We start from the raw sequence: 11,824 nt of genomic DNA, 5'->3' as shown, positions 1-11,824 counted from the left end.
GTAAAGGGTTCAGCTTGCCCGCTCCGTATGACGAAGCGAACTGCATGGACTCAATAGTAACGCCGCCCGATGCGCTTTCGGCGAAGTCTTATATAAGACATAAGATATAAATTTTGCTTGTTTTTCAATGAGATAAGCAGTGCATTTTGCGATGCAAAACCGGTTTTCAAGCGGCGGGACGGCGGCGCGGCGGGAATTCCGCGCGCATTCCGCGATATGAAACGGCCTTTCGGCAGTTGGTGGGAGGACAAACATGGCGATCCCTGTTTCGGGGCTTTGCCATGCACATGACAAAACGTCTATACTTGGACAATTCATCGACGGCAAACCGAGGCACGCCGTCCCCCGCGTACCGTGATGCGCCCTCCTGCCCGGATCGACATGAGCGACTATCCCGTTTTTGACGCGCTGTGCGAGCTGCTGAACACCTCCGGCGCGCGGTTCCGCGTGCTGGATCACCCGGCCGAAGGCAAATCCGACGTGATCGCCGCGATTCGCGGCACGCGTCCCGAACAGGGCGCGAAGGCGATGCTCTGCTCGTTCAAGGACGGCGGCGACGTCACCGCGCTCGCGGTCATCCCCGGCCATCTGAAGATCGATTTCCGCAAGGTCGCCGACGCGGTCGGCCGCCGCAAGGCGACGCTCGCGCCGCCCGAACTTGCCGCCACGGTCACGCGCTGCGTGATGGGCGCCGTGCCGCCGTTCGTGTTCGACGCGAACGTGACGCTCGTCGTCGACCCCGCACTGATCGAACTCAACGACGAAATCGCGTTCAACGCGGGCCGCCTCGACCGCTCGGTCGTGCTCGACGCGTCCGACTACGTGCGGATCGCCCGCCCGCTGCTGGCCGACATCACGCGGCCGGAAACGACCGACGCGCCCGTGCTCGAGGCCAAACCATGACCACGCCCCGCCCCAGGCCGCAGTCGGAACAGGCGTCGCTGATCGAGCAGGTGCTGCGCATCGCCGAAGGGCTCGGCGCGATGTTCGCGCCGTTCACCGAAGTCGTCGTGCACGACCTGCGCACGCCGAAGCACGCGATCCTCGCGATCCATAACAACCTGTCGGGCCGCGCGATCGGCGATCCGGCGACCGAACTCGGGCTCGCCCGCATCGACGACGACGACTTCCCGCAGGTGCTCGCCAACTACGCGAACCGCTTCGCCGACGGCCGCACGGCGAAAAGCACGTCGATCGGCATCAAGGATTCGAACGGCCGCTATGTGGCCGCGCTGTGCCTGAACGCGGACGTCACGCTGTTCCGCGGTTTCCAGGGAATGCTGAACCAGTTCTGCAGCACCGAAGGCGCGCCGGTCGCCGAGACGCTCGACCCGGCCGGCGCGGACGCGATCCGGCAGCGCATCGACGCGTTCGCGACGCGCCTCGCGACCACGCCGCGCGAACTGAAGACCGACCAGCGCCGCGAGCTGATGCAGACGCTGAAGGCCGACGGCTTCCTCGAGGTGCGCCGCGCGATGGAAATCGTGTCGCAGCATCTCGGCGTGTCGCGCGCCACCGTATACAACGATGCGAAATGATGCGTGAGGCGGATGCGCCCCGCTGACCTGTTGACCGACTCTTCCGACGAGCGACTCATGAACACTCCGACCCTCCCCACCTACGACGACGTCGCGGCCGCCGCGGCACGGCTCGACGGCCACGCGCACCGCACGCCCGTGATGACGTCGCGAACGATCGACGAAGCGCTCGGCGCGCAGGTGTTCTTCAAGTGCGAGAACCTGCAGCGCATGGGCGCGTTCAAGTTCCGCGGCGCGTTCAACGCGCTGTCGCGCTTCGACGCGACGCAGCGACGCAACGGCGTCGTCGCGTTCTCGTCCGGCAACCATGCACAGGCGATCGCGCTGTCGGCGCGCATCCTCGGCATCCCGGCGACGATCGTGATGCCGCAGGACGCGCCGGCCGCGAAGATGGCCGCGACGCGCGGCTACGGCGGCAACGTCGTGACCTACGACCGCTATGCCGAGGACCGCGAGCAGATCGGCCGCGCGCTCGCGGAGAAGCACGGGCTCACGCTGGTGCCGCCGTACGACCACGCGGACGTGATCGCGGGCCAGGGCACGGCGGCGAAGGAATTGTTCGACGAGGTCGGGCCGCTCGACGCGGTGTTCACGCCGCTCGGCGGCGGCGGCCTGCTGTCGGGCACGGCGCTCGCGACGCGCGCGCTGTCGCCGCATGCGAAGCTGTACGGCGTCGAGCCGGAAGCCGGCAACGACGGACAGCAATCGTTCCGGTCCGGGTCGATCGTCCATATCGACACGCCGCGCACGATCGCCGACGGCGCGCAGACGCAACACCTCGGCAACCTGACGTTCCCGATCCTGCGGCGCGACGTCGACGACATCCTGACCGCGACCGACGCGGAACTGGTCGACTGCATGCGCTTCTTCGCGACCCGTATGAAGATTGTCGTCGAGCCGACCGGCTGCCTGTCGCTCGCGGCCGCGCGCCGGATGAAGGACGAACTGAAAGGCAAGCGCGTCGGCATCGTGATCAGCGGCGGCAACGTCGATCTCGAGAACTTCTGCGCGCTGGTCGCCGCATCCGCGTGAGCGTCGCGGCGCGCGAATGACCGCATGAACATCCCGTCATCCGCGCGCCGCCGCTCCTTCACGTCGCGTTAAGTTTCGCGCCCTACACTGAATGCGTTGTCCCGCAGTCAGTCGTGAAGAAGGAGTCGCCATGAACACGCACGCGATCGTCGCCGCCGCCCTCGCGGCAGCATCCCTCACGGCGTTCGCGCAACCGGGCGCGACGTCATCCGGTTTTTCCGCCACTTCGCCGCACGACCCGGTCGCGCAGGCCGCCCACCGTTCGCCCGCCGCGCTGCCGCACGCCGGCTTCGTGCTCGCGAAGATCGATCAGAACAATACGCCGCCCGACCGCGGCGGCGAACCCAGCGGCCGCACGCACGCCGGCACGCATATGTAACCCGGCGAGAGCCGGCCGCGTCGGTCGGCCGGCCCGCGCCATGACTTCACAACGACGGCAGCGACGGATCGCGCGCGGCGAGGATGTCCGCGGTGCGCCGCTGCAGCGCGCCGTCGATCGTCTCCGGCTGCGGAATCAGCCAGTAACGCCCGTCGCGAATGCCGTCGAACGCCCGCGCCGCAAATGCGTCGGGCGTGAGCCCGTGCGCGTTCAGCATCGCGCGCATCGTGTCAACGAAGCCCTGCACCTCGGGCCGCTCGTGCGCGGCGCCGAACGGGTCGTTGAAAATGCCCGTCTGCACCGGGCCCGGCGCGAGCAGCGACACGCCGACCGGCGCGCCGAGCATCTTGAGCTCGCCGTGCAGCGATTCGGTCAGCGCGACCACCGCGAATTTCGTCGCCGAGTAAGGCGACATCAACGGGCTCGGCAGGAACCCGCCGACCGACGCCGTATTGACGATGCGCGCGGGCACGTTGCGCTCGAGCATGCGCGGCACGAAGCTGCGGATCCCGTTCATCACGCCGTGCACGTTGATCGCGAAACTGCGCTCGAACCGTTCCGGCGTGATTTCCCAGGTGAAGCCTGTCGCCATCACGCCTGCGTTGTTGAACAGCAGGTCGACGCCGCCGAAGCGCTGCCATGCGGCGTCGGCCAGCGCATCGACGGCTTCAGGGCGGCTGACATCCGTCGGCACGCACAGCACGTCGGTGTCGAGCGTCGCGGCGAACGCGTCGAGCTTCCCCCCGTCGAGATCGGCCAGCACCACGCGCATGCCGAGCCCGGCGGCGTGGCGCGCGAGCCCGCTGCCGATACCGCTGGCCGCGCCGGTGATCACGGCGGTACCGCCGTCGAAGCGAATCGAAGTCGTCATGTCAATGTCCTGTCGGGTCGATGCGCGGATGCGCGTATGCGGGAATCATGGGTGACGGCAACGGCGTGCGGCCGTCGAGCGAGCGCACCGCGAGCCCCTGCGACAGCGGGAAATGCAGGCTGTGCGTGACGAGGCCCGTGCGCTCGCTTGCCGGTAGGCTGCACAGCGCGAGCGCGGTTTCCGCGAGATACGCGACGTCCTCGGTCGGGTAGCCTTCGGGGATGTAGCGGGCCGCGCCCGGCGTGCGGATCGCGGTGCTCGGCGCGACCAGGTTCACCGCGATGCCGTCGGCTTCGAGCTCGGCCGCGAGCCCTTGCGTGAAGCGCGACAGCGCGGCCTTGACCGCCGCATAGACGGTCGCGCCGCCCGCGCGCGCGAAATCGTCGAACGGCCGCAGCGGCGCGAGCGCCGTGACCGAGCCGACGTTCACGATCCAGCCGGCGCCGCGTGCGCGCATCAGCGGAATCGCTGCCTGGCTCAGCGCGAACGGGATGCGCAGATAGTGCTCGATCGTCGTGTCGAACATCGCCATCGGCATCGCGTCGACGCGCGCGTAGTCGGCCACGCCCGCGTTGTTCACGAGGATGTCGAGGCCACCGGCCGCCTTCGCCGCGCGCCCGACGAGCGCGTCGCGCTCGGCCGGGTTCGACAGGTCGGCCGCCAGTGCGATCGCGCGGCCGCCCGCCTGCTCGATCAGCGCGACCGTTTCGGCGAGCGTGCCGGCGGTCGTCGCGGATTGCGTGAGGCTGCGCGCCGTCACGACGACGGTCGCGCCTTCCGACGCGAGGCGCTGCGCGATCGCGCGGCCGATGCCGCGGCTCGCGCCGGTCACGAGCGCGCATTTGCCCGCAAGCGTCGCGGTTCGGGTGTCGGTCATGATGTCTCCGGTAAAAGGGGTGTCATGTACGGGCCGTTCTTCGTCAGCCCGCGATATCTGCAACGTGCAACACGAACTTGGTTTTCGCGTCGCCCGTTTGAACGAGATCGAGTGCGCTCGCCGCCTGTTCGAGCGGAAAGCGCTCGAAGCGCGGCACGCGTAGCGCGCCACGGCCGAGCCGTTCCGCGATCGCTGCCAGCGTGGCGCCGCTCGGCATCCGGCTGTACGTCATCGCGGTGCGCAGGCCGCGCTTCGCGGCTTCGGCGCCCGTCGCGGCCAATCGCTCCGCGTCGCCTGCCGCGAGCGTCATGATGTTGACGAGCGTGCCGCCCGGTGCCAGCAGGTCGAGTGCATCGGCCAGTGTGGCGCCGCCGACCGCGTCGAGCACCAGATCGACGCCGCCGGGCGCCCACGCCCGCACGGCCGCGGCGATGTCCTGTGCGCGATAGTCGATGCTCGCCGCCGCGCCGAGCGCCTCGACGCGCGCGCGGTTGCGGGCCGAGCACGTCGCCGCGACGCGCGCGCCCGCCTGCGCGGCAAGCTGGATCGCGAACGTGCCGACCGCGCCCGCGCCGCCGTGCACCAGCACGGTCTGCCCGTCACGCAGCCCGCCGTCGTCGAACAGGCCGGCCCACGCCGCCAGCGCGGGGGTCGGCGTGGCCGCCGCTTCCGCGAAGCCGACCGTGTCGGGCAGGCGCACGACCGAGTCGTGCCGCACCGCGACGTATTCCGCATACGCGCCCCAGCGCCCCGCGCCGACGTCGGTCTGCGCGAACACGCGCATCCCGGGCGCGAATCCTTCCACGCCATCGCCGACCGCCTCGACCACACCGGCCGCGTCGAAGCCGATCACGAACGGAAACGTGATCCGCATGAACGCGCCGAGATAGCCTTCGCGGCATTTCCAGTCGGCGGGATTGACGCCCGCGTACGCGACGCGGATCAGCACGTCGCCGGGGCCCGGCCTCGGTGCCGGAACGTCGGCCATTCGCAGCGCGTCGGAATGACCGATGCGGTCGATCAGCAAGGCTCGCATGGTGGTGTCTCCAGGGTTGTCGTTTGCATGGCGGCGGGTCGCGTGCGCCGCGCGTCACGCCGCCGTGTCGGTCAGCAGGCTCGACGCGAGCGGACAGAACGCGTGCGCGATCGCATCGACCGTCCAGTCGGGGCTTTCGGCGTCGAAGCGGCGGTCGACCCAGCCCCAGTGATACGGATGCAGCAGGTACTCGCCGAGCAGATCGCCGACGTGCGCGAATTCCTGTTGCCAGACGTGGGTCCACGCACCCGGCGTCACGATCCTGCTCAGCCGCCAGTTGCGGATGCCGGGCATGAACGCGGGCATGCGCAGCAACTCGCGCTCGAGGTCGCGTACCTGGGCTTCGTCGGCCTCCGGCCGCACGCGCAACATCAGCGTGCGCCATACGCCGTCGCGCAGCGCCGGCTCGCGCAGGCCGCCGCCGATCGCCCGGCATGCGGCGCCGTCGATCCGCACGACGCCCGGTATGCGGGCCAGCGCGGTGAAGCCCGGCGCGTTGTCGGTCGCCCGTTCGTCGCGCTGCACGTCGAGCGTGTAGTCGCCCGCGTTCCAGCAGCCTTCCAGATTGCGTGCCAGCGCAACGCGGGTCGCGCCGGGCAGCGCATGCGCGGCGTCGCGTAATGCACGCTCGACCGCGCCGGCATCGTCGGTCGCCGAAACGAATATCTGCGCCGTGTCATGCCGCATGGTCGACCTCCGTCAGTGCAGGCAACGGTGCATCGGCGTCCGTCATCACATGGCGGCGGCGGGCGTCGCACAGCGCATCGATGGCCATCCAGAACGCAACGACGTCACTGTCGGTCAGCGCGCGCATCCGGTAGTACGCCGGCGCATCGGCAACCTGCCACGTCAGCCACAGCGTGCTCGGCTGCCCCGGCACCGCGACGGGCGGCGACACCCAGCGGCCGGCCGCCGTCAGTCCGCGCGCCGCGTGACCCGGCAAATAACGGTCGCGCAGCAGCGCCAGCACGTCGGGAATGCGTTCGGGTGCGAGGGTGATTTCGTCTACGATCTGGATCATTCGCGGGTCGTCTCGGTTCGTTCGTGGCGCAATGCGATGCCGGCCGCCTACGCCGTTCCGGCGAGGCCGGAAGCGGCCGGCGTGGATAACATTCTTGCGTGGCGACGGCCGGCGAACCCCTACCGGCCCGCTCACCCGCCCCTGTCGCAACGCTCAGATCGGCAGAGATATGAAACAACGCGCATTGCCGGCACGCGATCGCATGCTGCCGGGCCTCGGCGACCGCCTGCGGGACGAGTTGACGCGCAGCGGCGCACCGCCAGTGGAACGACCGGCGACATCGGCCGCTGACGTCGCGTCGACGACGCCAGGCGGCTTCGTCGCGCTGTACCGCGACGCCATCGAGCGGCTCGAGGCGCAGGTCGCGCGCGGCAACGGCCACCCGCCGATGCGCAAGCAGGAAGTCGACCTGATGTGCCGCTGCCTGCTCAGTTGCACGACGCTCGCCGACGCGATCCGCTGCGCGGCCGAGTTCTGCGAGATGCTGACGCCGCGCGCCGGTGCGCTGTCGCTCGCGGTGCGTGACGCTCGCGCGACGTTCCGGATGGATTCGCTGCGCCGCACGCGCAGCCCGGCCGCGTGCCTCGTCGACCTGACGGGCCTGTTCTGCTATCTGCAACTGTTCGGCTGGCTCATCGGGCAGCCGCTGCGGCCGGACGAAGTCTGGCTCGGCCATCAGCGCCGCGACGACTCGATGCCGCTGCTCGGGCTGTTCAATGCGCCGGTCGACGTCGGCCGCAAAACCTATGGCTTCGCCTTCGACGCCGCGCGGCTCGATGCCCGCGTGATCCGCCAGCCGGGCGAACTGGCCACGTTCCTCGTCGATTTTCCGTTTCGTCTGATCGATGCGGCGCCGGCCGTCGTGTCATGGGCGCAGCAGGTACGCGGCTTTCTCGACGCGGCGCTCGCGCGCGAGCAGGCGCCACCCACGCTCGCCGAACTGGCGAGATGGCTCGGCGTCAGCGAGGCGACGTTGCGACGGCGGCTGGCTGCCGAAGGCACCGGCTATCACGCGCTGCACGAGCAGTGTCTCGCCGACGTCGCACGGCGCTGCCTGCGCGAGTCGGACTGGCCGGTCGCGCGAGTCGCCGCGCATCTCGGGTTCTGCGGCGAGGAAGCATTCCGGCGGGCGTTCGTGCGATGGACGGGTGTCGCGCCGAGCCGGTTCCGGCGCGATTGCCGCGCGGCCAGCGCCCCATTTCATCAGATGTAAAGTGGCCGGCGTGTCTCGCAAGAATGGATTTGGAAAAAATCCGGCGATCACTGACGTTTTTTCGCATCCCTGCGCGCTTCGCCAATTGACGCGCCGGAGCGCTCGCCATTACGCTTGCGCGCTGATGGTTCCCGGAGACGGGATGAAAAGGGAACGCAGAAGAGGCAGCGCCTCGAATCTGCGGCTGCCCCCGCAACTGTGAGCGGCGAATCCGCACTACCCCACGCCACTGGGAAACCGGGAAGGCCGGTGCGAATAGCGACCCGCGAGCCAGGAGACCTGCCATCGACCCGAGGTCCAAGCAGCCGCGCCGGGCGGGGTGTCCCGGAGCGCCAGGCGCCACCTTTGGCGGTCGCCCCGTTGCATGGACGGCCCGACCTCAGGACCCTTCAGATGTCCAGTCTTTCCGCCTCCGCTTCCTCGCCGGAAGCGTCGTGCCGTCGCGCCAGCCAGCCATGGGCGCGGCGTGTGCGCACGCGTGCGCCGTGCCGTGTCGTCCGAACCTCGCGACGACCGCCCACGCTCCCCGGTCTCGCGATAGACCAACACGAACCCGGGCGGTGCGCACCGCCACCCGCTTACGCTCGCCGTACCTGCAACACGATCACGTTCATTGCCTCATGAATCTTCGCCACCTTCTCGCCACGTCCGCCGCCACGGCGCTGTTCGCCCCGATCGCCCATGCCGCAGGCGACGCGGCGCTCCCGCAGCCGCCCCGACCCGCCGAAGCCGCCGACCTGCCGACGATCAGCGTGACCGACACACGGCACCTGCCCGAATCGTTCGACCAGCGCTATGCGACGACGCAGGTGCTCACGCGCGCCGATCTCGATCGGCTGTCGCCGAGCGACCCGAGCATCACGCAGGCGCTCGCGACGCTGCCGGGCGTGACCGTCTCGCAAAACGGCGGCCCCGGCTCGTCCACGTCCGTGAGCATCCGCGGCTCGTCCGCCAACCAGGTCGCGGTGTTCATCGACGGCATCCGGATCGGCTCGCCGACGACCGGCATCGCGCCGTGGGCCGACCTGCCGACCGACGCGTTCGAACGCGTCGAGGTGATCTCGGGGCCGGCCGCCGCATCGTTCGGCGCGAATGCGATGGGCGGCGTCGTGCAACTGTTCACGCGCCGCGCCGCCGGCCAGCCGAACCAGACGACCGTGTCGTTCGGCGGCGGCTCGAACAAGACCTTCGACACGCAGTTGCGCACGTCGGGCACCGTGCCGTCGACGGGGCCGCTCGCCGCGCTCGGCGGCCTCACCTACACGCTCGGCCTGCACGACTACAACACGGCCGGCATCGACGCGACGCGACCGTTCGCATACGGCCACGAGGCCGGCCGCAATCCGTATCATGCGCAGGACCTCGATGCGCGACTCGGCTACGCGCGCGACAACTGGTCGATCTCGACCTTCGCGCTGTATCACCGCTCCGACCTGTCCTATGACAACGCCGGCTTTGCGAATCGCGAGCTCGATCATCAGCTGACGACCGGCATCGCGTTCCATCTCGACATCACACCCGACACCCAGTTCGACCAGTCGTTCGGTTATGCGAACGACCGCCAGTTCCTGTATGCGAGCGACCCGACGATCCCGACCGACCAGATCAACTCGCAGCGCATCAGTTCGTCGACGTCGCTGACCCACCAGGAGCATGGCTTCCGACTGTTCGGCCTGCCGCTGTCGGGCGAGACGAAGGTCGCGTACGACTTCACGCGCGAACAGGCATTCCTGCCGGTCGACGTGCCCGACGGCGTGCCCACGCGCAACGACTCCGCGTTCTCGCTGCATCAGTCGGCGACGCTCGGCAGCGTGACGATGTTCGTCGCGGGGCGACACGAGATCATCGCCGGGAAGGCCGTCAACACCGGCAATGCCGCGCTGTCGTGGGCCATCACGCCGGTCTATACGGCCCGCGTGTCCTACGGCAACGCGTTCCGCCTTCCCTCGTTCAACGACCTGTACTACCCGGGCTACGGCAATCCGGACCTGAACCCGGAACGCAGCGATTCGGTCGAGGCCGCGCTCGACGCGAACACGGCGTACGGCACGTTCAGCGCCGCGATCTACGACACGCGCATCAACGACCTGATCGCGTACAACCCCGCGACGCGCTCGCCGATGAATATCGGTCGCTCGCATATCCGCGGCATCGACCTGTCGTACAAGGGCACGATCGGCCGCCATACGCCAGTGAGCATCGCGATCGGTTTCCTGAATCCCCAGGACGAAACCAACGACAGCTGGCTCAACCGCCGGCCGCGCCAGACGGTCAGCGTCAACGTCGACCACACGTGGGACGAATTCCACCTGCATGCACTGAGCACGGGCGCGTCGCTGAACTACGGCGGCACGACGTTCGACGACCCGGCCAACACGACGTATCTGCCGTCGTACCTGACCGTAAACCTGCGCGCGTCGTACAGGATCAATTCGCACCTGACGGTGTCGGCGACGCTGTCGAACCTGTTCGACCGTCAGTACATGACCGCGTACGGCTACAACACGCTCGGCCGCACCGCGTTCGGCAAGGTCAGCTACACGTTCTGACCGCGCGCGCGGTGTGTCGATGCCGCGATTCGCGTCATGACCAGACGACGCCGTGCATGCCCGCGATCAACTGGATCGCGCCGAACACCGCGATCACGGCTGCGGATACGCGCGACAGCCCGCGCATGAACGTCAGCGGCATCTTCGTGCGCAACGCGGCGGTCGCGCTGCTCAGGCACAGCCACCACGTCGCGGATCCGAGGAACACGCCCGCGACCATCAAGGTCACGGGCGGCCCCATCGCGCCTTCTTGCGTGCCCGCCAGCGGGCCGAGCGCCGCGACGATCCCGACGAACGACAGGATCGTCATCGGGTTCGACAGCGTGAGGCCGAAGGTCGTCAGGAAATCGCGAAGCAAGGTCGCGCGCGGCACGTCGCGCACCGCAGACGCGGCCGGCGCCTGCCGCGCGATGGACCAGGCCAGCCACACGAGGAACGCGCCGCCGACGATTTTCAGCGTGACGGTCAGCATCGGAAACGCAGTGACGATGCCGGCGACGCCCAGCGCCCCGAGCAGCCCGTAGATCGCGTCGGCGCACGCGGCGCCAATGCCCGTCGCGAACCCCGCGTGAAAGCCGCGGCTCAGACTGCGCTGAATGCAGAGCATGCCGATCGGGCCGACCGGCACCGCGATCGACAACCCCATCACGACGGACTTGATGAACAGCATGGCCGGCTCCTCGCGACATGCAATGATATGAACCGCATCGTAGGGAAAGTCCGGTCGCCGCTGAAGGCGGTTTTTAAGGAAAAATGAGCCTTTCACCTTAAAAACTCCGCCGCGATGGATGAACTCGACTGGAAGATACTCGCGCTGCTGCAGGCCAACGGCCGCATCAGCTACACGGAACTGGCGCGCCAGGTTCACCTGTCGGTGCCGGCGGTCACCGAACGCGTGAAGCGCCTCGAGTCGGCGGGCGTGATCGACGGCTACACGGCGCGGGTCACTCCGGCCGCGGCCGGCTACCCGGTGAGCGCGCTGATCGGCATCACGGTGCAGCAGCCGGCGAAGGCGAAATTCCTGAAGCTGCTGGAGACGATTCCCGAAGTGGTCGAGTGCCATCACGTGACCGGCGCGGATTCCTACGTGATGCGCTTCGTCGCCGTCAGCATGGCGCATCTCGAGCAACTGATCGAGCGCATCAACCTCTACGGCGAAACGCGCACGTCGATCGTGATGTCGACGCCACTGCCGGCGCGCGGGCTCGCGCGCCCGGCAGCGGCGGTCAAAGGCATTCGGGGGTGACACGACACCCCGCGTTGCGCGATGCTGTGCGGTGCGCACCTTGCTCGAACCGGACAACCTGC

General features: G+C 68.8%; 13 protein-coding genes and 1 riboswitch. Of the genes, 7 read left to right on the top strand and 6 right to left on the bottom strand.

The genetic code is table 11. The features are described 5' to 3' along the window. Window positions 1-381 precede the first annotated feature (381 nt). The 4 genes from WS66_RS05930 (at window position 382) to WS66_RS05915 (ending at window position 2,949) form a co-directional block, all read left to right on the top strand. Entirely contained in the window at window positions 382-903 is a 522-nt protein-coding gene (locus tag WS66_RS05930; RefSeq protein WP_059600495.1) for a YbaK/prolyl-tRNA synthetase associated domain-containing protein, read from the top strand. Next, the gene (locus WS66_RS05925) at window positions 900-1,538 is read left to right on the top strand and encodes a helix-turn-helix transcriptional regulator (RefSeq protein ID WP_059600496.1); all 639 of its coding nucleotides are present in this window, start codon (window positions 900-902) and stop codon (window positions 1,536-1,538) included. Before WS66_RS05930 ends, WS66_RS05925 begins: the two co-directional genes overlap by 4 nt. A gap of 57 nt (window positions 1,539-1,595) precedes the next feature. Then, on the top strand, window positions 1,596-2,570 hold the full coding sequence (locus tag WS66_RS05920) for a threo-3-hydroxy-L-aspartate ammonia-lyase (RefSeq protein WP_059600497.1): 975 nt from the start codon (window positions 1,596-1,598) through the stop codon (window positions 2,568-2,570). A gap of 130 nt (window positions 2,571-2,700) precedes the next feature. Beyond that, on the top strand, window positions 2,701-2,949 hold the full coding sequence (locus tag WS66_RS05915) for a hypothetical protein (protein WP_059600498.1): 249 nt from the start codon (window positions 2,701-2,703) through the stop codon (window positions 2,947-2,949). 46 nt (window positions 2,950-2,995) lie between these two features. Here WS66_RS05915 and WS66_RS05910 read toward each other — a convergent pair whose 3' ends face one another. From WS66_RS05910 to WS66_RS05890, 5 genes are read right to left on the bottom strand one after another with little or no spacing between them, the layout of a single operon-like run. Further along, the gene (locus WS66_RS05910) at window positions 2,996-3,820 is read right to left on the bottom strand and encodes an SDR family NAD(P)-dependent oxidoreductase (RefSeq protein ID WP_059600499.1); all 825 of its coding nucleotides are present in this window, start codon (window positions 3,818-3,820) and stop codon (window positions 2,996-2,998) included. A 1-nt stretch (window position 3,821) separates the two neighbouring features. Next, window positions 3,822-4,697: an SDR family NAD(P)-dependent oxidoreductase gene (locus WS66_RS05905; protein ID WP_059600500.1), complete on the bottom strand. Its 876-nt coding sequence runs from the start codon at window positions 4,695-4,697 to the stop codon at window positions 3,822-3,824. Window positions 4,698-4,740: 43 nt separating this feature from the next. After that, window positions 4,741-5,733: an NADP-dependent oxidoreductase gene (locus WS66_RS05900; RefSeq protein ID WP_059600501.1), complete on the bottom strand. Its 993-nt coding sequence runs from the start codon at window positions 5,731-5,733 to the stop codon at window positions 4,741-4,743. A gap of 54 nt (window positions 5,734-5,787) precedes the next feature. After that, window positions 5,788-6,420 carry a Dabb family protein gene (locus WS66_RS05895; protein WP_059600502.1) on the bottom strand — a complete coding sequence of 211 codons (633 nt, stop codon included), beginning with the start codon at window positions 6,418-6,420 and terminating at the stop codon, window positions 5,788-5,790. Then, window positions 6,410-6,754 carry a hypothetical protein gene (locus WS66_RS05890; RefSeq protein ID WP_059600503.1) on the bottom strand — a complete coding sequence of 115 codons (345 nt, stop codon included), beginning with the start codon at window positions 6,752-6,754 and terminating at the stop codon, window positions 6,410-6,412. The genes WS66_RS05895 and WS66_RS05890 overlap by 11 nt, the downstream gene beginning before the upstream one ends. Before the next feature lie 169 nt (window positions 6,755-6,923). Here WS66_RS05890 and WS66_RS05885 point away from each other — a divergent pair, with 169 nt between their 5' ends. Both WS66_RS05885 and WS66_RS05880 read left to right on the top strand, forming a co-directional pair. Further along, window positions 6,924-7,967, top strand: coding sequence for a helix-turn-helix domain-containing protein (locus tag WS66_RS05885; protein ID WP_059600504.1), 1,044 nt, complete (start codon window positions 6,924-6,926; stop codon window positions 7,965-7,967). A 108-nt stretch (window positions 7,968-8,075) separates the two neighbouring features. Continuing rightward, a riboswitch (cobalamin riboswitch) is annotated at window positions 8,076-8,268 on the top strand. 319 nt (window positions 8,269-8,587) lie between these two features. Then, window positions 8,588-10,516, top strand: coding sequence for a TonB-dependent receptor domain-containing protein (locus WS66_RS05880; protein WP_059600505.1), 1,929 nt, complete (start codon window positions 8,588-8,590; stop codon window positions 10,514-10,516). A gap of 34 nt (window positions 10,517-10,550) precedes the next feature. Here the strand turns inward: WS66_RS05880 and WS66_RS05875 are convergent, their stop codons facing one another. Next, complete coding sequence (locus WS66_RS05875; RefSeq protein WP_059600506.1) at window positions 10,551-11,186, bottom strand: LysE family translocator; 636 nt, start codon at window positions 11,184-11,186, stop codon at window positions 10,551-10,553. A 114-nt stretch (window positions 11,187-11,300) separates the two neighbouring features. Between WS66_RS05875 and WS66_RS05870 the strand changes: the two genes are divergently transcribed. After that, the gene (locus WS66_RS05870; RefSeq protein WP_059600507.1) at window positions 11,301-11,762 is read left to right on the top strand and encodes an Lrp/AsnC family transcriptional regulator; all 462 of its coding nucleotides are present in this window, start codon (window positions 11,301-11,303) and stop codon (window positions 11,760-11,762) included. The last annotated feature ends 62 nt before the right edge of the window (window positions 11,763-11,824 follow it).

This window comes from Burkholderia sp. LA-2-3-30-S1-D2, from assembly GCF_001523915.2.
Taxonomy (GTDB): domain Bacteria; phylum Pseudomonadota; class Gammaproteobacteria; order Burkholderiales; family Burkholderiaceae; genus Burkholderia; species Burkholderia diffusa.
This window is presented reverse-complemented; position numbering and strand designations above follow the sequence as displayed.